This is a genomic window from Desulfogranum marinum (genome assembly GCF_016918565.1).
Taxonomy (GTDB): Bacteria; Desulfobacterota; Desulfobulbia; order Desulfobulbales; family Desulfobulbaceae; genus Desulfogranum; species Desulfogranum marinum.
This window is the reverse complement of the sequence record NZ_JAFFQD010000019.1, coordinates 62,388-83,987: the sequence shown is the minus strand read 5'-3', so window position 1 is coordinate 83,987 and position 21,600 is coordinate 62,388. Positions and strand designations below refer to the sequence as shown.

Below are 21,600 nucleotides of genomic sequence, written 5' to 3'. Positions count from 1 at the left end.
TTTGCGGTTACCTTTGATAAGAGCTTGTTGGGCATAAACGAAGAGAGAGAACATATGAAAGCAATTGGATACATCAAGAATGGGCCAATCACCGCGTCGGATGCATTGATCGAATTTGAAGCAGAAACACCGGAGGTCGGGGCACGTGATCTGCTGGTCGAAGTCAGGGGAATTGGGGTCAATCCTGTAGATGTGAAAGTACGTACCAATATGGCGCCCGAAAAAGGTCCCAAGGTGATTGGTTACGATGCTGCCGGCGTTGTTCGGCAAATAGGGAGCGAAGTCAGCAAATTTAAAGTGGGTGATGAAGTTTTTTACGCTGGAGATCTCACCCGGCCGGGTACAAATTCCGAGCTGCATGCCGTTGATGAGCGAATCGTTGGGAAAAAACCGAAATCCCTTGGCTTCGCCGAAGCAGCCGGTTTGCCGCTGACTTCTATTACTGCTTGGGAACTGTTGTTTGACGCCTTGAGGATTAAAGAAGGGGAAGGAAAAGGCGAGAGTCTGCTGATTATTGGTGGCGCAGGCGGGGTTGGGTCGATTTTGATTCAACTGGCTAAAAAACTCACTGGCCTGACCGTTGTCGCCACCGCATCTCGTCCAGAAACCTCTGAGTGGGTCACAAAAATGGGAGCGGATCATGTGATCAACCATCGTGAGTCACTTGTCGATCAAATGAAGGCTTTAGGCCTTCAACCTCGCTATGTTGCCTCGCTTACTGCGACAGACCAGCATTATTCAGCCATCATCGAGCTTATAAAGCCTCGTGGCCATATCGCGCTGATTGATGATCCTCTTTCTTTGGATATTAAATTGGGTAAACAAAAAGCCCTGACCATTAGCTGGGAATTCATGTTTACCCGCTCGATGTTCCAAACCGATGATATCGAAAAACAGCATGCATTGCTGAACCGAGTATCAGAGCTTATTGACGATGGTATGCTGATTTCCACGGTGACCAATAATCTTGGGAAAATCAGTGCGGAAACACTGAAGGCTGCCCATTTGCAGCAAGAGAGCGGTACTGTGATCGGGAAGAACGTACTCGAGGGGTTTTTTAACTAGGGAGCTGTTCTGAAATAACTCCTAAGAGAGTATAGCCAGCGGCCGCATCATGCTGCTGCTGGCTTAAGTATTAATAATCCCATAAAAAGAATACAAATATACACATATATCACAGCGCGCTCAGGTGAGAGGTGTTGTATGGCCATGCCGGTTAATTGAATGCCCGCACAAGTGAATCAAGGGCTTTTTCCAGTACCGACCTTGGGCAAGCGATATTAAATCGTTCAAATCCAGCTCCATTCTCTCCGAACCAATCTCCATGATCAAGCGCTAGTCCAGCTTTTTCTTCGATAATGTGGGAAACCTTTTCTGGTGAACAACCTAAGCCGTTGAAGTCTACCCAAACGAGATACGTTCCTTCAAGGGCATGCACGCGGATTCCCGGGATTTCTTCCTCTAGACGTTTTTTCAGGTAGGTGTAGTTAGCATGAAGATATACAAGCAGGTCATCCAGCCAGGGTTCTGCCTCGTTGTAGGCTGCCTGGGTAGCAATGGCTCCGAACAGAGTGCCTGTGCCGCCCGGTCCAATCCCGAGCGTTTCGTAATAAATGGAAAAATCATCCCGGATGTGTTGGTTTGGAATGATCAAATTGGATTGTGAGAGCCCAGCCAGGTTAAAGGTTTTACTGGCAGCATTGGCTGCAATGGAATGGAATGCGAATTCTTCAGACAACGTCTGGAAGCTGGTATGCTTATAGCCGGGCATAATGAGGTCGCAGTGAATCTCATCGGCAAAGATAAGAACATTGTGTTTGATACATATCCGGCCGAACTGTTCCAGTTCCGCGGCCGACCACACCCTGCCTGCCGGATTGTGCGGGCTGCATAAAATGGCCACTTTCACTCTCGGGTCGGCAGCTTTTTTTTCCAGATCCTGGAAGTCCATCCGGTAACAGCCATCAACAATTTGCAGAGGATTATCGCAAATTCGCCGACCATTGGCTCTGATGCCGGCAGCAAAGGGATAATAAACCGGGGACTGCAGTAAAATTTTATCACCAGGATTGGAAAACCTCTGGATAACATAGTTGGTTGCAGGGACAATTCCCGGACTTGTGAGGATGGATTTCCGGTTGATTTTCCAGCCATGTTTTCGCTGAAACCACGATATCACTGCTTGGTAGTATCCTGGATCAAGCGTGGTATACCCGTATATCTGGTGCGCCAGACGTTTCTCCATGGCAGTGCGAACAACAGTCGGACATTTAAAATCCATATCCGCCACCCACATGGCAAGCAAATGTTCTCTGCCCCTACCAAATTTCGCTTGTAAAATATCGGGTTCCCATTTCACGGAACCGGTATTACTCCGGTCTATGATTTCATCAAAATTCCAGTCCTTACTAATTTTCATTTTGCCCTGCACTCATACAGCTTTTTCCATTATTGGCCAATTTGCTATTCGATAAACTATTGGAATAAAGGCAGATTTTTATTTTTGTTTTTATCGGAAATAGATTCTGTATATTTTTTGTCTTCAAAGAGATCGTCGCTACTGAAAGCTGCTTTTGCCAATGTATCACATCTATCATTCTCGGTGTTTCCGGAATGCCCTTTTACCCATTCGAATTTAACGTTGTGCTTTTCACATAAGTCAAGGAGGCATTCCCATAAATCAGGATTTTCAGCTTTATCTTTTTTATTTCTTTTCCATCCATTCCTTTTCCATTTTATGGCCCAGCCATTTTCAATACTGTCCACAACATATTTGGAATCACTGTAAAGAGTCACGTTACACTCGAACTTTAATGCCTCCAGTGCCTTAATACAGGCTAAGAGTTCCATTCTATTGTTGGTTGTTAATTTGAAGCCACCTGATAGTTCTTTGCGATGTTCGCCATATAAGAGTACACAGCCGTATCCACCGGGGCCGGGATTGCCCAAACAACCACCATCAGTATAAATTGTTACTTTTTTCATATTTTACATTTTTTTAAGTTAATCGGGGCAGGGTGGAATTAATCCATTATATTGGGTGATCGTTTACCAGAGGCCGCAGTTTGACGAAAATACCAAGGTTGCTAACCCTCAGAGGATTCCGCGTGGATGCGCTTCGCTTATCCACCCTGTAGTGGACGGATCGTGGGTGAAAATTGGGTGCTATGAACGATTACTATTTTGAATCTGATTACGTACAAAACTCAGCCAATTATCTACCGAAACAGACAGAAGACTGATTTTATTTCTCTTTTAAACCCGGGAGACAGATCGAAGTCTTCGCTATCTAATTTTCATAAAAAACCATGAAAAAAAGATAGCGTAGACTTCGATCAGTCCCCTGCCTAAGTACTGAGAAATTTAGGTAAGCGAAGACTCCGATCTGTCTCCCGAATCCCGTCCCCTGCTTATCCATTCTTGGTAAAACCAGGCAGGGTAAATTTGAGGGTAACCTCACCTGTTTCTTTATCCAGGGTCACCATTTTATCGCTGTCTTTGGCGGTGGAAAGTTTTTGCCCTGTGGCCATTTCTAAAAGTCCACTGATAAATCCCATGCCCTGATTGAGTACCTCTTCCATCTGCTCCTGAGGCTGTGCCTCCTGCCTGGATTCTGGCTTTTCCTCTGCAGTGCACATTTCCAACTCTGCCTCGTTTTCCTCTCCCACATAATCAACGTCTTCTTTGAGTACTTCCGGGTTAAGAAAGTGAGGGGTGTCTTCGGCCAGTTCTTCGGCAGGTAAGGGGGCACTCACCATTGTTGTTTCTTCAACCTCTTCGCCGATCATTTTTCGCAGCTGATCGACCATTTCCTGTCGTTTTTCACGGGAAAACATCACCTCATCTTCACCACCATCAAAAACACCGTTAAACAGCTCTCCTTTCAGCTTAATCCCTGCCATGATACGTTCTTCAATGCTGTATTTGGCAATAAGATTAATGACGTTGATACATTTCGCTTTTTGGCCGATCCGGTTAATCCTGCCGATTCGTTGGTTCATTTTTGCCGGATTCCATGGCAACTCAAAATTGATCACGCAATCTGCGGCCTGTAAGTTTAGACCGGTTCCTCCGGAATCGGTGGAGAGGAACACCTTGCAGTCTGGGTTGGTACTGAACTCATCAATGAGGGCTTGGCGCTTTTTCACGGGCACCTTGCCGGATAATTCGACGAAAGGAATGGATCGGCGGGAAAGATCTTTGCCAATGAGCATCGTCATTGTTGTCCATTCACTGAAAATAACCACCTTGCGTCCATTTTTTTGGATCAGCTCTTCAAGGATGTTCCCTAATTCGTCAAGTTTTGGCGAGAGATTGGTCTCTCTGTCTATAAGGTAGGTTGAGTTGCATACCTGGCGCATTTTCAGGAGCAGCACCTGTATGCGTCGCAGGTCCATGGGCGTGAGAAACTTCTTGTTTAGTATAGGGAGAAGGGTTTGAGAATAGCCGGCATGGATTTCTGCCTGCTCTTGGTAGAGGTCGATAAAATACTCATTAACTATCAGCTCGGGAAGTTCATCAAGCACGTCTTCCTTACGGCGCCGGATAACCAATGGCTGTAGTTTGTCATGGAGTTTATTGAGATTGGTGTAGCCGAGAATATCCCCCTTTTTCTTGGGGTTTAAGAAAAAGTGTTCAGCGGCAAATTGCCACAGGGGGCTTAAAAGGTTGGGATCAAGGAACTGCACCAGTGAATAAACATCTTCCAGCTTGTTTTCTAGTGGGGTACCGGTCAAAATGATTGCGTGCTGACGAGGCAGGCTTTTTACGGCTTCAGCCGTTTTGGTCTCAAAGTTCTTAATACGCTGTGCTTCGTCAAGGATAATCAGATCCGGTTTGAGACGAGAGATTATGGTTACATCACGGAGCACTGCTTCGTAATTGGTAATTTTGAAGAGACTTGTGTCGTTTCGGTACTGTTCTTTTCGCTGCTTGGCAGAACCATTAATTATACACCCCTTTTCATTACTGAAACGCTCTATTTCCCGCTGCCACTGTTGTTTCAGCGAACTAAGCGTTACAACCAGAATGTTCTGGAAACCAAAAATCTCCTTTTTGAGAACACCGAGTCCTATGGCCTGCAGTGTTTTACCGAGGCCCATCTCATCGCCTATTAATACCGCTTTTTTATAGAGACCAAATGATATGCCCTGTTCCTGGTATGGATAGGGCGCCACCTTAAGATAATCTGAAGGGCGAATGGTATTGTGGGCGGCAGCAGTTTCCAGCTCAGTTTCCAGCGCACTAAGCGCGAGCTTGTGCATAACAGGTTCCTGGATACGGACCTGTTTATAGTGTTCCAGTTGCTCAAGGTACGGAATGAAGTCTGCTGTCGAGGGTTGAGCAAAGAGATTGTTTTGATCGAAAATCTCGGAAAGAAGTTCTGCAAGCTCAGGTTCGATGTGATCTGTTTGCTGCTCATGGAAAAGACGTATTCGGCCGTTAGCGCTATCCCAAAAGATATCAATGTATGGAAAGCGTTCCTTTTTCACTGTTTTGGTAACGGCCTTTTTTGCCTGAAAGAATTCACTCACGAAAATGACATGTTTACAGGTCCCCAGTTTATTGGTGAGGAAATCAGGGCAAGAGCAGTGTCCGTGACCGCCAGCAGGATCATGCAGGGTGACTTGGTACTGCTTGCCCCGCTTTGTTGTCACCAGGTGATCTCCCTTGATCATATCACCTGCAGTGAGCGCAAACTCCTCATTGCGGCTTTTTCGAAGACGATCTTCCAGGGCCTGTGCTTTTATCTCTTCATAGGTAAGATATTCCTTTTCTATTACTTGCTCGTTGGCTTCTTCATCCCCTCGCTTTTTTCTTTCTTGCCTGTCAAATAATTCAAGGAGAATTGCGATAATATGTTTGCAGCCACTGCCTGGATATGGGCAATCGCATTGAGCCTTGATACCATTGTTTAAAATGATTTCTGTACGGTAATCACCGTAATTTCCATCCACCTCATAGGTGTAGTGACCAGGAGCATTGTTGCCATTAATTTCCCTAAACGCCCCGTTACGGTGTAAGGCCTCGCCACGTTTAAAAATGATTACAGAATCGGCTATGCTGCGAATAGCAGCTATGTGTAATGTAGTCATATCAATCCAATGTTGAGAATAGTGAAGGGGTAAAGCAGGGAGAATTACCGGAAAAATATTCGAGTAAACAGATTTAATCAACCTCTCAAATGGTCGCCTGCCGTTTTTTAAGGGCGCTCTTGGTGCACAGGGATAATACAAATCTCCCATTCTCGATAAAAGCTTTTGTTTTGCTGCAGGTCGGAGCTGTGGTTTTGAGAGCGAACATTGCATCGGGACGATGTTGTTTCATCGTGTTGAATTTTTTCCTCATCTTTTTCCCATCTTGGAGGATGATTCTACTTTTTCGGGACACAACAATGGCAAAGGTGTTGTCGGCAATCTGCTCGATGCCGGTTCTATCCTTATAAGCTATAAAACATCGCCAATCGATAGAGATTACCTTTTTTACTTATAGGATAATCTGTGCTACAAATCGTAGCTTGGTGCGGCGAAAATCGCCGTCAAACCTGCTGTATGCAACTAATGAAAAATAAAATGGAGAAAATAAAAATGTTAAAAAAAAGTTTGTTCTGTCTTGTCGCATTCCTGTTTTGTGCGTCAACTGCTTCTGCATTTCTGTCCGGCAAATACAACTTTATTTCCCCTGACGATCTGCAAAAACGCATCGAGGTAAATTCACCCATGATCCTGGTTGATATCTGTCCGGTTGAGCAATTTGCCAAAGCGCACATCCCAGGCTCGATTGAAACAAATGCCTACCCGGTGAAAACCGATGAAGAGCGTGCGTCCTTGAGCCGCTTGCTGCCACAGATTCGCAAGAGCCAGGATGATGTAATTGTCCTCTGCCCTCGGGGCGGTGGAGGTGCCAAGAGAACCTATGACTTTTACAAAGCCAATGGCGTTGCTGAGAACCGGTTGCTGATCCTTGAGAAAGGCGTAGACAATTGGCCTTTCGCCACCGAGGCGAAGTAAGTCATTCATGAATTTACCCCAGGTACAAGCGAAGAAATCGCTTTTCTCAAGCATGGTTCTGAAAGGGATCCTGATACTGGGGATCGTCATAGCCTTTTCGGTTTTCTTCGGTACCGGCCTGCATTATGAACTGACACTTGCTGCGGTCAAATCCCACCAGTTAGCGCTCCAGCAGCTTTATGCCGGAAGTCCCTGGCTGGTGGTTGGTGGTTTTCTCGCCTGCTACCTGCCCGTTATAATCCTCAACCTCCCAGGAGCAGCCGTACTCGGCCTGGTTGCCGGCTCGATTTTCGGCACCTTGGCCGGGACCATGCTGGTGTCCTTTGCCGGCACCATCGGGGCAACCATGGCATGCGCCCTTTCCCGCTATTTGTTCCGGGATATGGTGCAACGGCGATTTGCCGACAAGCTGAAACGGGTCAATGTCGGCTTACATAATGAGGGTGCTCTTTATCTTTTTTCTCTCCGACTGCTGCCGGTCATTCCCTTTTTTATCATCAACCTGGTCATGGGGCTGACAACACTTCGTCTGACCACTTTTTATTGGGTTTCGCAACTCGGCATGCTGCCGGGAACATTCCTTTTTGTTAATGCCGGCAACCAATTGGGACTGATAGATTCTCCGGCTGCAATTTTATCGCCCGGTTTGCTGGTCGCTTTTGGTCTCATAGGTCTTTTCCCGCTCATAGCCAAACGCTTGCTTGTTTGGCAGAGAAGTACACGACAAACGAGCCGACAACGGCAACAGGCGAAAACCAAACCATCGGTGCTTCCGGCAACTATATCCAACCAGCTAGCCGAAATTGAAAATCATTGTAGCGAATGTGGGGCATGCGTTAAAAATTGTGCCTTCCTGAGCCATTACGGCACCCCCAAAGCAATTGTTGCAAATTATGATTTTACCGATGAGGGAGCCCAGGCAATGGCTTACGAATGCAGTCTTTGCGGCCTTTGTACTGCAGTTTGTCCGGAAAAACTCGACCCGGGCAAACTCTTTCTGGACTTGCGAAGGGCATGCGTTACAAGCGGTCGGTTCAGCGAATCGACCTACCGCAAAATTCTCAACTACGAGAACGTTGGAAGATCGAAGCTTTTCTCCTGGCAGGGAATCCCCAATGGCTGTGATACCGTCTTCTTCCCCGGCTGTAATCTGCCCGGTAGTCGCATGGCAACCACACTTCGCATCTTTGAGAATCTACAGCGTACCATCCCAAAAATTGGAATGGTGCTCAATTGCTGTAGTAAACCCTCCCACGATCTTGGGCGGCAAGAGCACTTTGTCGCAGCTTTTGATACGTTGCGCCAAAGCCTTCAGCGGCAAGGAGTCCAGCGTGTTCTGGTTGCCTGTCCAAACTGTTATAAGATTTTTCAGCAGTATGGTGAAGGCCTGGAAGTGCAGACAGTTTACGAGGTTCTGGAGGTGGGACAGGCAGCTGTACCAATGGTAAACGCATGGAACGTGGTGAGTGTTCACGATCCCTGCTCTATGCGAGATGCTGATGGTGTGCAGCAGTCCGTACGTCGACTGGTGACCGGTCTGGGCCTGGAGCAAGTCGAGATGAAGCACCGGGGCCGTCGCACGCTCTGTTGCGGTGAAGGGGGCACGGTGAATGCCGTCCGTCCTTCCTTTGCCAAGGGCTGGGCAAACATGCGAGCAAAGGAAAGCCAAGGTCGCATAGTGGTAACCTACTGCGCCGGCTGCTGTAGTTTCCTCGAACGGATCATGCCAACGTTCCATATTGCCGACCTGCTCTTTTTGCCCGAGGCAACAGGGCCAGGCAAAAAATCGGCAACTCATGCGCCATTCACCTATTTGCAACGACTCCGCTTGAAAAGAAGACTACAAAAAGATCCTGCTCTCTCCGTAACCTCTAATCGGCAGAGATAATACCACCCCGCCTGAACAGCAGCATAGCAACAATAAATTTTATCAGCAGGGCCTTGAACTTAGCCCGAAGGTCAGTTCATACAGCACTATCAACCCGGCACGCCTGAACTAATCAGAAATCAGGGTTGATACCACATCCAAGGTGGACGATTCCGTCTATCCCTTTGTCCCATGGTTTTTTACATCATATTCACATTATTCGTCAGCACCTTGCGTGGTCTGACGCCGTCCGAAGGGCCGACAACCCCTTTCTTTTCCATGAGATCAACGATTCTGGCTGCGCGGTTATACCCGACCCTTAAGGCTCGCTGAATGCTGGATATTGATGCTTGACGGGTGGTGAGTACCACCTCCAGAGCTTCATTATATTTTTCATCATATTCATCATCCATAGTACTACTGGAATCGCTTTCGTCGGGCTCCTGCTCAGTGATCACGTCAAAGATGTACTCAGGTTTTCGCTGTTGTTTTATAAATGATGTAATGTCAGAGAGTTCATCTTCGGAAAGATAGGTGCCGTGCACTCGGGTCAGTCTTGCTGTACCCGGAGGCACAAAGAGCATATCCCCATTACCAAGCAGCGTTTCCGCCCCATTGGAATCGATAATAGTTCGGGAGTCTGTTTTTGAAGAGACCTGAAACGAGATCCTTGTTGGGAAATTAGCTTTTATGATGCCGGTCAGTACATCCACCGAAGGTCTCTGGGTCGCAAGGATCAGGTGAATGCCGGCAGCACGTGCCATTTGTGCAAGGCGGGTCAGGGAAAACTCTATGTCCCGGGAAGCGGTCATCATCAAGTCTGCCAATTCGTCAATAATGACGACAATAAAGGGGAGAGGTTCCAGCCTCTCTCCATCTTCATCGTACTGGGGGGATGAGGATGTGACAAGTTTTTGGTTGAACTGCTCAATATTCCTGACCTGGAAGTGGGCCAGCAGGTTATAGCGCCTGTCCATCTCTCGAACCATCCATTGAAGGGCTATATTGGCCTTGTTCATATCTGTGATCACCGGGGTCAACAGGTGAGGGATATCATTATAAAATGAGAGCTCAATCCGTTTGGGGTCAATCATCAGAAATTTTACTTCGTCAGGCGATGCCTTATAAAGGATACTCGTGATCATCGCATTGAGGCCTACACTTTTCCCCGTACCAGTCGCCCCGGCAATGAGAAGGTGAGGCATGGATTCGAGTTCTACCACAACCGGGTTGCCGATAATATCCTTGCCCAGACAAATGGGTACTTTTGAGGGACACTGGGTAAACGCTTCGGAGGTGACGATATCAATAAAAGGGACAAGGCTTTTTTTGATATTAGGGATTTCAATGCCCATCACATCCTTGCCGGGAATGGGGGCTACGATACGGATACTGTAAGCACTCAGGGCCAAAGCAAGATCATCAGCCAGGTTAACAATTTTGCTGATCTTAATCCCTGGATCCGGTTTGTATTCATAGGTGGTGATGACCGGTCCCGGCGAGATACCCATGACCTCGCCCTTAATACCGAAATAGCCGAGTTTTTTCTCAAGAAGTTCAGCGTCTGAACGGATTCGTTTTCGATCAATTTCGCTTTCGCTACTGGTGTTTTTGAGAAAAGAAAGCTGAGGAAGTACGTATTCTCCTGCATCGGAGAAAGGTGTTTCTGCAGGCAAGGGTTGATTATTGGTCTGGTCAGGAGTGTTTATGATATATGACGAGGGTGGAGCTGGAGTACCTTCGTTCGTTTCTTCAGAGTCGTCTTCGGCTGACGAAAAGGAAGCTGAAGGGACAACCGTGGGCGTTGATACTGGCTCCTCCTCGGCAAGAGAGGCTAACAGGGGCTGCTTTGTAAGGCTGTCCTTCTTGTCTGGTTCCGGGGTAATGGGCTTTTCTGTGAGCGCCGTTTTTTCAGTGCTTAATACCGGATCCCGTCCGGCAGAGTCAGGTAACGTTAGAGAAGTTTCCGCTATTTTTTCCGCGGAGACTTCTTTTTTCACCTGGGAGTCATTTGTTATCGAGCCGGTGGCAGCGGTTACTGAATATTTTTTGACAACCGGTGAAGAGATTGATTTGCCGTTGTTCCTCTCCTCAGGGGCTTTGCTCCCCTGAGACAGGGAAGGATGATATACACCCTGGTGGGCGGAATTATTTGCTGGTGGCGGAGAAACGGCTTGGCCCGGCAATGAGCTAGGTAATGATGATTGATGGGAAGAAGGCGTATGCCGGTATGGCTTGCGAGGCCACTGTTTTGCAATACTATCGCTTTTGTCATGGCTTGCTGCGAGCACCGAATCCTTCTCTTGTCGGGAGGGTACAATTTTTTCCTGTTTCTCATCCTTCTCCAGTTGTACCGGCATTTCAGGAACTGGGGAGTCCTGGACGGGTAGAGTAGATTTAGCGTCGTTGGAGGCAGAAGTCATTTCTCCGTCGCTGGAGGCTAACCTTTGGGTAACCCCACCGGCATGCACAGGTTGGTCGGCTTTTTGCTGTTTCTCTGGGGGTGCTGTTGGTGAGGGGGGCAGTGGGACATCTGGAGCAAGGTGCGTGGGCAGTGCATCCGCTGTTGATTGTAAGGTGCGTTTAGCCGCAGTTCCGGCTTGGTGGTATGCTGAAGGATTGATTGATGGAAATGGTTCCCTTGAGTTGTCCTTTCCTAAAGAGCTTTGTTTCTCCTTGCTTAAAGACGGACCTGTGTCTGCAGTTTGTTCGGCACTAGAGACACTTTTCTTGTCAATTGCTTCGCTGGGAGCAGGGGAAACGCTGGTTTTAGCAGGTCGTGGATCTATCGGCGAAGTGGTGGTGGCTGTTTTGTCGGGTTTGATTGCCGGGGCGGTTGAAACTGTGGCGGGTGCAATATCTGTCTTCGTATATGTATTTGCCGGATGAGCCGACTGTCCGGAAATGTAGGTCTTCGGCTGGTGATTTGTCTTGTTGGTACTGGTTTCGCCGGGGCGATCTTGGACTACTTTTGATGGGTCTGGTTTTGTACCAGGCTGGACGGGCGTATACTTTGTTTTTGAACTCTGCTCTGGACGTTTTGCTGCCACTGAATCATTTGCAGGATCCAGGTTGGACAGTACCTGCTTCATGGATTTAACGGTCTGGTTTAGCTGCTCGTATTTGTTTTTCAGGGTAATATGTTTTTCGCAAATGTTGAGTGTGGCGAGCATCAGCTTCGCATAGTCACTCAAGTCATCCCTGATCGAGCGTTTTCCGTGATCAATTCTTTGCAGCTCGCTGATAACCTCACTGGCAATTTTATCTGCCATATTCAGCAATTCTGCGTTCTCTATTTTGTACTTGAATTGGCCATGTCCTGTTCGGATTATCAGGGTATCCTTTTCAAGACTATATTCGTATATTGCCACGTTACTACCTACAGTTGAGTAAATTATATGAGTAGCCGCCTACATTTTGTCCCTCTGGACGCAACGCTCCTGCCGATTTTTGCATTGCACGCTAAAGGTTTCTTCGGAGAGGGAATACAGGGAGGAAAGCGGCTGTCCTCGATGTCTACATAATCGGTGCAGTATTATGCTTCAAAAGCCAAAGACTTTTCAACAGTGCCAGGATATTGCAGCATAATGCTCGCACCCCTTAGCTCGAATTGCTCTGGGCTGGGCAACGAGACCTTTTCGGGATAAAAGGGATGCGCTGTGAAATAAAAAATAAGCCACTATAACCGGCTCTGTTTCGACCGCAATCAAGACAGTATTGTCCAGCATTATACTCAAGATTGAGGCCTTGCTTCCTACAAGGATATCAAGCTCATTCTATGAAAACAACTTAAAAAACAAGGTCCAAAATGTAATGGAGTGAGAGTGCTGTTGATTTTAAATGGCAACAGGTGGCTGGCGGAGAAAATTCTTTTTCGCCACCTCGACATTGATTTCTGTAAATGCCTTGGTTTGAGGTGGAAATCTAGGAGCCAGTTGATTTACTGCCTTTTCGCCCAATCTCTCGGAGTCTTCGCTAACCTGACATTGAATAAAAATCTAGTAAATCCACAGGCTCATCTATCTTTTTGACACGCTTCTTGACGCATGTAATTTATTGTTTAACTGTATGTGATGTTGTCTGCTGCGATACATGTGCGAGGATGTTTAGTTAACTCGTTTTCACTCCCCAGACCGCAAAGATTGGGTCAGCGTACCGCATTGACATGAAGTGAGCGTCATCAACGGGTCTCGGGTAGCCTCGAATGGATTCCGTCTGCAGGTGAGAAAAAGATTTCCGGCTGATGAAATAGTCGACAACCAGGCCCTGCCGTTCGAACGGGTGGAGATCGCTCCACGGCAGTATTTGCTTGCCTGGAAACCATCTATCAGAGATGATAATTATACAGGTTCCGTTTTTTCTCAGCACTCTGCTGATTTCCTTCATCACCTCGTAAGGCTGAGACAGGTACTCGATAGAGACCGTACAAATAACTGCATCAAAAGACTGATCTGGATAAGGCAGTTCAGGGTGGTTGTTCAGGTTGTGCAGTGTATAGCTTGAAAGCTGTTTGTTTTGCCTTAATTCTTCTTCGTTGAGACCAAGCCCAGTGACATCACAATCTCGAAGTGAATCCGGTAGATGTGATTGCCAACTACTCATCAAATCGAGTATTTTTTCTCCTGGTTTCAGCAGCCGCTGGTAGGTGTTTTGGACATGCTGACGTGCCGTTTGATCAAGATGATGCACGAGCCGCGGAGAAGCGTAAAAAGAAGTATCATCTGCTTCGTTTTCTCTGCCAAAGGGATAGTGGTGAGCAAGAACGTCTCTAAACGAAGTGGACGGAACTTGCATTCCCGGCCCGTCTGCGGTTATCAGTTCGGCGATATCGTGTATCGATCCACCCCGCTGAGTAACTGGATTGAGATGTTTTTTAAGTTTTGCCTCAATGGTGAGGGCAAATTCGGCAAGAGGATGATTGATGTCTGCTGTCAGGGTCGTCTCCGTTACATCAACTATCCTGCATGGGGTCATATCTTCGGGAAATGTATTGAGGCCTTTCCAGGCAAATCCTTTTGGATAAAATCTGCCCGGAGACGGAGGTATTGGTTTTCCGCTTCCCGGCATTGCAAACAGTTTACTTGGGAACTGAACTATATTACGTTCCAAAAAAGGAGGAACCAGGGTTCCCGGAGCAAAATTTTCCGAGTATGTCTCATGCTCATGGAGGTTTTTAACGCCTTCTTCCATATTTCCCGGAAAGAAGTCCCGCCAGAAGTCTATTTTTTCAACGAACCATCTGTCGGTATGTGTGGTAACATTGCTTTGATAATTGAGGGAAAACTCCATTGCCGCTCGATTTGATTTATTTTCCATAGTTGATTGTGGATGTTAAATTTGCAGGTCTCTTAGTAGCTTCCGTCAGCCAGTAGGCATACAGACGCTTTTTCTCACTCGTTACTACTATAAAATTAACAAGAAACAGGGCTATTGCAACGGGTGCGCTTTGGTGGGAAGAGGATAGTGAAAACTACCATACGTGCTTGTGCGCCAATTCTGCCATTGGTTCAGAAGTAAGAGACTGGCTAATTTACGTAATCAGCTATTATTCTATTGTCCTTTTTTTCGGTAGTCAGACAAAATTTCATACAACCACTTACCTGCTGGTTGAGTTGTTTCTGTACAATTTACCTCATATTTTTTTCCGGATAAACTGCTCTTTGTTGCCACTTTTTCTATAAAATCTTCCGTTGTGTGGATACGCTTTTTCACGTGCGAATACTTTTTCTGTAAATGGCTGAAAGCCTCTGCAGCCTGGTATTGTTTGCCGTTTCTTGAAAAGGTACATTCGCTCGTGGAAAGAGTGGTCAGCAAGTATTGTATTTCCTGTTCATCTGCCCGGCAAACGTGAGAGAATAAAACGGTCTGACACACGACAAGAGCAGCGATAGCATAGTGCATAGTATTTTTCACCTCGCAATTATCATCTTTACTGGGAGACTTTGAACGTCACCATCATGGGATTATGATCTGAAGTCTCTACAGATTGAATATTGGCTGCAACGGGTATAAGCCCCCGGTAAAAGATATGGTCAAGTGGTTGGCCCAGGAAAAGCGTCTTTTTTCCCTGTGAAAAGAGTAATGGTTTCAAAGAAAGTGCCTCTGTCAATTGCTCTATTACCGCGGTTCTCCCTTCACTCCAGTTATTAAAATCACCAGCCAGTACAATGGGGCCTTGATGTCTTTGCAGGACCTCCTGCAAAGACATCAATTGCTCTGTATAGCTGCCAAGTCCTGTACTAAAGTTAATACCATGGATGTTTGCCACTAACAGTTCTTCCGAGGTCCCCTGGATGCTGAAGCGACTGATCAGGATTGTTTTCGGGATAACTGTGATCGGCTCCGGGTGCCGCATGCCGCATTGACTCAATGGCTGTATCTTAGAAGCGATTAAGACACCGGCCTCCCTGCCTTTATATCTGAACCCATTATTCAAGCTCCAGTACATTTCTTGATCATCAAAAATATCCTTTAATACATCGTCTAATACTGTTTCCTGCAGAAGGATAATATCGGCCACTGTACTGAACTCCAACAAATCCTTTTGCCAGCCTTCCCGTTGTCCTTTGTATATATTCCAACCAAGAAGAGATATTGTATTGGGATCTAGCGCCTGTTGTGCATTCATTTCCATCCAGCTCGCAGGTGGAAGGCTGGTTTTGTTACAAGTACCGTCCGTGACAGCAAGCAAACTCTTGTTTTGGCCAAGGAAAAGTCTTTCTGTGGGAGCAATGGAAGCACAGCTGGTAAAAAGGAGAAGAGCAATGAAGCCGACAATAAGCCACAGGTAAAAATAATAGGTTCTGAAAGGTGTTAAAGATACATCACGCATGGCATTTTACTTTTCCTGACAGGAGCCTGGATAGGGTTCTTGGTTTTTGCTGACAACGGACTTAATTGGAGAAAGGTTTGCAAAGAGTTGTGGAATTTCTTTATGTTATATAATTTTTTTTTATTCGGTTGTTCTCACCTTGTTAGTTCGGGAATACAAGGTGATAGGTTAATCACTTTCAACGTGGTTGGTTATATTTTTTTCTCGTGGTTAACGATTTTTTACCGCTTGAGGACAGGTTTCTATGTGATAAGAGGAACGTACCCAATGAACACGTTCAAAAAAGAGTTGCTGCTGAGAGGTTACACATTTTTTTTAAACATCGTATGCAGGGCTGCAATATGTTCCGGGCCAATACCACAACATCCACCAATAATCCTTGCTCCCTGTTGGTGCCAGCCAGCAGCAAATACTGCATAGCCGGATGGATCGATATTCTGACGGACTTCCTGGATGGACAAATTAGCTTGTGCATCCTTGCGTTGGGCAGGGAATGCGTTGGCATATACGCCAATCGGCAGATTGATCCCCAAATGGTGTAGCTCCTGTTGGGTGGCATCAATTGCCGGTGCCATAACTTCCGGTTGGCTGCAGTTAAAAAGGATTGCTGCTGCTCCATGTTCAGCTGCAAATTGTACGGCATCGGGTACCGATTCGCCGGAGCGGAGCTGAGGCTTACCCGCCGGCGATGGATTACCATCTTGAAGCGTGTAGGAAATCCAAACGGGTCGCTTGTCGTTTAGCAGCATATCCAACACTACCTTTGCCTCGGCTATTGCGCTCAACGTTTCCGCAAGCCACAGGTCAACATAAGGATCGAGCGCATCGACCAGTACCCGCAACAGAGCGTGCGCCTTCTCCTCCACAAAGAGATCCGGCCTGTAAGAGCCAAAAAGAGGAGGCAATGAGCCTGCGACTTGACAACCAAATTGCGCGGCTACATCATGTGCCAGTTGGCCGGAGAGAGCTGCCAGGGAAGCGCCATCGGCTACGAAACGTTCTTTGCCTATATGGTAGGGAACAACGGCATAGCTGTTGGTGGTTAAGATGTCGCTGCCGGCAAGGGCGAATTGCTCGTGAGCCTGGCGCACGAAATGTGGCGCCTCTATAAGGGCGAGGGCTGACCACTCCGGCTGCCGAAACGGTGCCCCCATCTGTAAGAGCTGTCTGCCGATACCCCCATCAAGCAGGGTAACCGTATCTGTGGCGGTATTGTTTTCCATATCAGCTTATTCTTATAGAGGGACAGTGGGTTGCTATCTCGTGCAAACCAGAACGATAACAGGTGACCATTAATGATGATGGTCACCGGAACAGGTGGCTGTGCCATCTGGATTGCGGATAAACTCCAACTGTCTTTTATCCATTTTTTCCAGGGATTCGCGTACAGACATATCTGCGGCAGCATAGCGGGTGACACCATCATCTGCCAACACATTAAAAGCTCTTTCCTCGAATTTGCCTGTAATCACCGCTTCACATCGATGCTTCAGAACGGTCTGCGCCAGCTCCTCATCTGAGCCGGGGCTGCAGGTATGCGCGATGGGGGTGCATGTCATGGTATCAACATTAACGATAAGCAGATACGGTGTTTCGGCAAATTTATTAAAAACGGTGCTGTCCAGAGTAGCGCCGTCTGCTGTTATGGCAATGTTCATGAGTGGTCCTTGTATTCTTTAAAAGGGTTCGTTGTGAGGGAGAGCGGCAGTCTTTTTTTCTGCTCAAGTGTTTTAAAAAGAAATGTAGAAACAATAAAGCCCTGAGGCAAATACCGCAGGGCGTTATTGTTAGAGGTGGAGCAATATTTCGAGGTAGCCTGCAAAAAGTTTAAAAAGGCTCGAACAGATTAAACCGCTTCGATAATATAGTAATTTTTCTTGCCTTTCTGCACCAACACGTATGCTTCACTGATCAGGTCCGAGGTGCTGACCGAGTAGTCCTGATCAGTCAGTTTTGCTTTGTTCAGGCTGAGTCCGTTTCCTTTTATCGTCCGGCGCACTTCGCCTTTACTGGGGAAAACAGCCGTTTCTGCGGCAAGTAATTCAATGATCGGTACGCCGGCATCGAGTTTGGCCCGGTCAATCTCAAAAGTCGGTACGCCTTCAAACACTGCCAGGAACGTTTCTTTATCCAGCTTTGCCAGGCTTTCTGTGGTTGCTTTGCCGAAAAGGATCTGAGAGGCTTCCACAGCCTTCTCATACTCTTGTTCGTCATGAACCATGCAGGTCACCTCTTTTGCCAACCGTTTCTGCAATGGCCGAAGATGCGGTGCAGCTTCCTGCTCTTTTACCAGTTCATCGATTTCTTGTTTGCTGAGAAGCGTGAAAATTTTAATATATTTCTCTGCATCGGCATCAGACACATTCAACCAAAACTGGTAAAATTTGTAGGGTGTGGTCAGTTTGGGATCAAGCCAGATGTTACCGCTTTCCGTCTTGCCGAATTTACCGCCATCAGCTTTGGTTATGAGCGGGCAGGTAAGGGCAAAGGCATCACCGCTTTCTTTGCGACGGATAAGCTCTGTGCCGGTGGTGATGTTCCCCCATTGGTCAGATCCGCCCATCTGCAATTTACAGTTTTTTTCTTTGTATAGATGTAAAAAATCGGTTCCCTGCACCAGCTGGTAGGAAAACTCGGTAAAGGACATTCCCATCTTGGCATCTTCGCCCAAACGGGATTTTACACTGTCCTTGGCCATCATGTAATTGACGGTAATATGCTTGCCGATATCGCGGATAAAGTCCAAAAAGCTGAAGTCTTTCATCCAGTCGTAATTGTTTACCAGCTCAGCGGCATTGGGTGCGTCTGATTCAAAATCGAGAAATTTGGCTAGCTGCTTTTTCAGGCATTCCTGGTTATGACGGAGAGTCTTCTCGTCGAGCAGGTTGCGTTCTAACGATTTCCCCGACGGATCGCCGATCATCCCGGTTGCCCCCCCGACAAGCGCTAATGGCTTATGGCCGGCGATCTGGAAATGTTTGAGCATCATCACGCTTACCAGGTGACCAATATGGAGCGAATCAGCAGTTGGATCAATCCCAATATAGGCTGATGTCATCTCTTTTTGGAGTTGTTCTTCGGTTCCTGGCTTCATGTCGTGGATCATGCCACGCCATGTTAATTCTTCGATAAAATTCATTGTTCTGTAATCGTAAGTTATTTGTTGATGGTTGTTGAGAAAGATGACTCCATATTCGATCTGGGAAAAAACTTACTCTATACCATGTAAGTGTCTATTTGTCCTGCCCATCTTTGCTGATCTAGGAAGGTGTTCTGAGAAGGTTGTCGGTCAATACAGGATGCAAGTTTCAGGGATTAAGGCATATGGTTTCAAAATCCATATGCTTTTTCAGGATCTTGGTTCCACCGCCTTCAGAAATAATCTTTTCCACAGCTGACGGATTCCGTACCCTGGCCCCGGCAATATGGGTTACCGGTGTTCCGAAGAAAACCTCTGGATGCATGAAGGATGAAGGGCCCAGGACAACTGCGGCACGGGCATTGCCGAGATCGGCAAGCACTTCATCTATGGTGTCGGTGACTATGGATGTGGCAGTGATGAGGGCAACATCGCATGCGGCCAACGAGGAGCGACCCGCATCAGGAGAAATGGTGCCGGGTTTGTCGTTTTTCAGTTCCTGGACATCTAGCCGGCAGCCGGTTTGGCGAAGACGTGGTACTAATGGGCCAAAAAAACCGACCATGGCAACATGCTCAGATGGCTGAATATCAATAAGTTCTAAAATCTCATCGGAAACCGTTTCCGGACTGGGAATATCCGCTGTAAGGGCATTGGCAGTGGCAAGACCGATTGTTTTGGAAAGGGGACTATCGGCGATGTCCAGCATTTGCAGCAGTTCTCCAGCCGGTCTGCCGACAAGTGTTCCTGCTTTTGGTTGTTGGCCGCAGCCGCCTGAACTCTTTTGACCTGTCCATGCAACGCCTGTGTTGCCGTTATCAAGACGCACGCTTGTATACACCAGCCCGATACGTACATCGGCCACGGTAAGCTCCTCTGCGACAGGGGCCATTAAGTTAATGATTTTTTGTGGAATTGTGTGATTCATGACTAACCTCTTTTAAAAACGAAATATTTCTCTCAAGGAGCGTATGATGCCGGCAGCAATCAGCTGGTGTCCTTTCTGGTTGGGATGGAGTCCGTCATCCAGATACATAGTGCTTATAGCTTGTTGATCGTCGCCAAGGAAAGGTCGGTGTACATCAACCACAGGTATTTCACTGTCGGTAGCATAGGTGGTAAGTTTGTCAACCAGCTCTGCCAGCATTTCCGTCATTCTTTCATACCCTTGAAGCGGACCGGAAAAATCAGTATTCTTGGCAGATTCCACGTCAACAGGTATCGGCAGGCCGATAATCGGGGTGATGTCATGGTATCTCGCCTGAAAACACATTGAAAAGATGTTTCCCAGGATTGTTTTCACTTCCCAATCCCACCACAGATCATTTGTGCCGCCCATAATAAACACATAGTCGGGCTTGAGCTGTATCACTTCCGGGTAAAACCGGGCAAGCATCCCTGGCGTGGTATCACCGCCGATGCCGAAATTTGTAACATCCAGAGCACAGGCATTGCCAACAAGAGCAGGCCAGGTGTGGCCTTTAACAAAATCTGCCCCCTCGGTGATGCTGTCTCCCATACAGGCTAATTGTTTCATTGTACTCCCCTTGGTAGCCTCTCTTACAAGTATAGCGGTCTTCGGCAAGTGGTGCTTACTTTGCAAGATGGCCTAATTATTTAGAAAGAAAAAACCGGGCAAACTTGCTCATTATCTTATACGGCATTTCAAAGACTGTTATTACTAATCCTTGAGGTGCGTTTCCTTTGGCGTTACCCAGCTTAAAGTCAGAAGAAAATTTTTGCCCACATGAAGGACAGGCCATAAGCATTCCCCCTATGTCATTTGGAAACCGTAATTGTTGGCCACATTCAGGACATTTCTTTTCGGTATACTCAGCCATGGATCCTCTTCATTTTGTAGGTCAAATTTACGATCGGCACGTTGTTGTTTGCTCTTCCCGCCTACTCCTTAAAGAAGACGATGTCAGCTTTTTTTCTCGGAGGTATTCGCTTGTAGGTAAATTTAGGATACCCCACCATAACCGCCCCATGTACCTGGTGATCATCTGGTACACCGAGAAAGGCGGCAAGCGGAGGCCACTGAGTAACCGCGAACGTTACATATCCTGCCCAGCAACTGCCTAATCCAAAGGAGGGAAGGGCAAGTTCCAAATAGGCGATGGCAGTATCACAATCCGCCTTGGCAATACCGTTTTCTTTTAACGCATATGCAAAAATGAGATGTGGGGCATCCCTGCAAATTCGATCAATATTTGCTTCCCATGCCTCAATCAGTTTTTGCATATTGAGACGGGCAGCAATTTCAGGAGCATGGGTGAGGACGTGTCGCATCCAGTCAATGACATGCGCAGCTATTGCTTGCACATCTTTTTTATCATGCACTACCAGCCATTTGACTGATTGCCTGTTGCTCCCTGTCGGAGCTGCAGCTGCTAGAGAGAGACATCTTTCGAGCACATCCGGTGGAACCGCCTTTTTTCGATAGGTCCTGATGGATCGTCGTGATCTCAAAAAATGGTCAACATGATCAGGTGGTAAGTGCAGCTTCTCGTCCACCACTCTGCATGCCTCTGGTGAGAGAAAGTCCAGCCTGAGCGCGGCCTCTGGGCATATAGCAACACAATGCCCGCAGTGTATGCACGTATCTTCGCCTCCCTCAATCACCACGGGACCTTTCTCATCCATCGCAATGATTTTAGCAGGACATTCGAGTGCGCAAAGACCGTCCTGGTTACATTTGGAATAATCAACTGTTAAAAACATGTTCGTCCTCTGAGTATTGCTGTCGTAC

The 21,600-nt window shown here is 47.1% G+C and carries 17 protein-coding genes; 3 read left to right on the top strand and 14 right to left on the bottom strand.

Going from position 1 to position 21,600, the window contains the following annotated elements:
• The first annotated feature begins 54 nt into the window (after positions 1-54).
• Positions 55-1,065 carry a zinc-binding alcohol dehydrogenase family protein gene (locus JWH17_RS11940; protein ID WP_205222852.1) on the top strand — a complete coding sequence of 337 codons (1,011 nt, stop codon included), beginning with the start codon at positions 55-57 and terminating at the stop codon, positions 1,063-1,065.
• A gap of 151 nt (positions 1,066-1,216) precedes the next feature.
• Here JWH17_RS11940 and JWH17_RS11935 read toward each other — a convergent pair whose 3' ends face one another.
• From JWH17_RS11935 to JWH17_RS11925, 3 genes are all read right to left on the bottom strand, one after another.
• Complete coding sequence (locus JWH17_RS11935) at positions 1,217-2,419, bottom strand: MalY/PatB family protein (RefSeq protein ID WP_205222851.1); 1,203 nt, start codon at positions 2,417-2,419, stop codon at positions 1,217-1,219.
• Positions 2,420-2,475: 56 nt separating this feature from the next.
• On the bottom strand, positions 2,476-2,985 hold the full coding sequence (gene rnhA / locus JWH17_RS11930; protein WP_205222850.1) for a ribonuclease HI: 510 nt from the start codon (positions 2,983-2,985) through the stop codon (positions 2,476-2,478).
• A gap of 425 nt (positions 2,986-3,410) precedes the next feature.
• The gene (locus JWH17_RS11925) at positions 3,411-6,095 is read right to left on the bottom strand and encodes an SNF2-related protein (protein WP_205222849.1); all 2,685 of its coding nucleotides are present in this window, start codon (positions 6,093-6,095) and stop codon (positions 3,411-3,413) included.
• Positions 6,096-6,587: 492 nt separating this feature from the next.
• On the opposite strand from JWH17_RS11925, the gene JWH17_RS11920 reads away from it, so the two are divergent.
• Both JWH17_RS11920 and JWH17_RS11915 read left to right on the top strand, forming a co-directional pair.
• Positions 6,588-7,010 (top strand): rhodanese-like domain-containing protein, encoded by a 423-nt coding sequence (locus JWH17_RS11920; RefSeq protein WP_205222848.1) that lies wholly within the window; start codon positions 6,588-6,590, stop codon positions 7,008-7,010.
• Positions 7,011-7,017: 7 nt separating this feature from the next.
• Positions 7,018-8,898 carry a VTT domain-containing protein gene (locus JWH17_RS11915; RefSeq protein WP_205222847.1) on the top strand — a complete coding sequence of 627 codons (1,881 nt, stop codon included), beginning with the start codon at positions 7,018-7,020 and terminating at the stop codon, positions 8,896-8,898.
• Between the two features lie 179 nt (positions 8,899-9,077).
• Here JWH17_RS11915 and JWH17_RS24870 read toward each other — a convergent pair whose 3' ends face one another.
• From JWH17_RS24870 to JWH17_RS11860, 11 genes are all read right to left on the bottom strand, one after another.
• Positions 9,078-12,248, bottom strand: coding sequence for a DNA translocase FtsK (locus JWH17_RS24870; RefSeq protein ID WP_332468411.1), 3,171 nt, complete (start codon positions 12,246-12,248; stop codon positions 9,078-9,080).
• 739 nt (positions 12,249-12,987) lie between these two features.
• Positions 12,988-14,193 carry a class I SAM-dependent methyltransferase gene (locus JWH17_RS11905; protein WP_205222846.1) on the bottom strand — a complete coding sequence of 402 codons (1,206 nt, stop codon included), beginning with the start codon at positions 14,191-14,193 and terminating at the stop codon, positions 12,988-12,990.
• A 234-nt stretch (positions 14,194-14,427) separates the two neighbouring features.
• A complete protein-coding gene (locus tag JWH17_RS11900; RefSeq protein ID WP_205222845.1) occupies positions 14,428-14,778 on the bottom strand; it encodes a DUF5329 family protein in 351 nt (116 codons plus the stop codon).
• A gap of 28 nt (positions 14,779-14,806) precedes the next feature.
• On the bottom strand, positions 14,807-15,709 hold the full coding sequence (locus JWH17_RS11895; protein WP_205222844.1) for an endonuclease/exonuclease/phosphatase family protein: 903 nt from the start codon (positions 15,707-15,709) through the stop codon (positions 14,807-14,809).
• Positions 15,710-16,011: 302 nt separating this feature from the next.
• Positions 16,012-16,932: a homocysteine S-methyltransferase family protein gene (locus tag JWH17_RS11890; RefSeq protein ID WP_205222843.1), complete on the bottom strand. Its 921-nt coding sequence runs from the start codon at positions 16,930-16,932 to the stop codon at positions 16,012-16,014.
• A 69-nt stretch (positions 16,933-17,001) separates the two neighbouring features.
• Positions 17,002-17,367, bottom strand: coding sequence for a NifB/NifX family molybdenum-iron cluster-binding protein (locus JWH17_RS11885; protein ID WP_205222842.1), 366 nt, complete (start codon positions 17,365-17,367; stop codon positions 17,002-17,004).
• 188 nt (positions 17,368-17,555) lie between these two features.
• Positions 17,556-18,848, bottom strand: coding sequence for a tyrosine--tRNA ligase (gene tyrS, locus JWH17_RS11880; RefSeq protein ID WP_205222841.1), 1,293 nt, complete (start codon positions 18,846-18,848; stop codon positions 17,556-17,558).
• Between the two features lie 169 nt (positions 18,849-19,017).
• The gene (locus JWH17_RS11875; RefSeq protein WP_205222840.1) at positions 19,018-19,776 is read right to left on the bottom strand and encodes a DUF364 domain-containing protein; all 759 of its coding nucleotides are present in this window, start codon (positions 19,774-19,776) and stop codon (positions 19,018-19,020) included.
• 12 nt (positions 19,777-19,788) lie between these two features.
• Complete coding sequence (locus tag JWH17_RS11870; RefSeq protein WP_205222839.1) at positions 19,789-20,385, bottom strand: GDSL-type esterase/lipase family protein; 597 nt, start codon at positions 20,383-20,385, stop codon at positions 19,789-19,791.
• Between the two features lie 76 nt (positions 20,386-20,461).
• The gene (locus JWH17_RS11865) at positions 20,462-20,689 is read right to left on the bottom strand and encodes a hypothetical protein (RefSeq protein ID WP_205222838.1); all 228 of its coding nucleotides are present in this window, start codon (positions 20,687-20,689) and stop codon (positions 20,462-20,464) included.
• Positions 20,690-20,750: 61 nt separating this feature from the next.
• On the bottom strand, positions 20,751-21,572 hold the full coding sequence (locus JWH17_RS11860) for a nitroreductase family protein (RefSeq protein WP_205222837.1): 822 nt from the start codon (positions 21,570-21,572) through the stop codon (positions 20,751-20,753).
• Between the last annotated feature and the right edge of the window lie 28 nt (positions 21,573-21,600).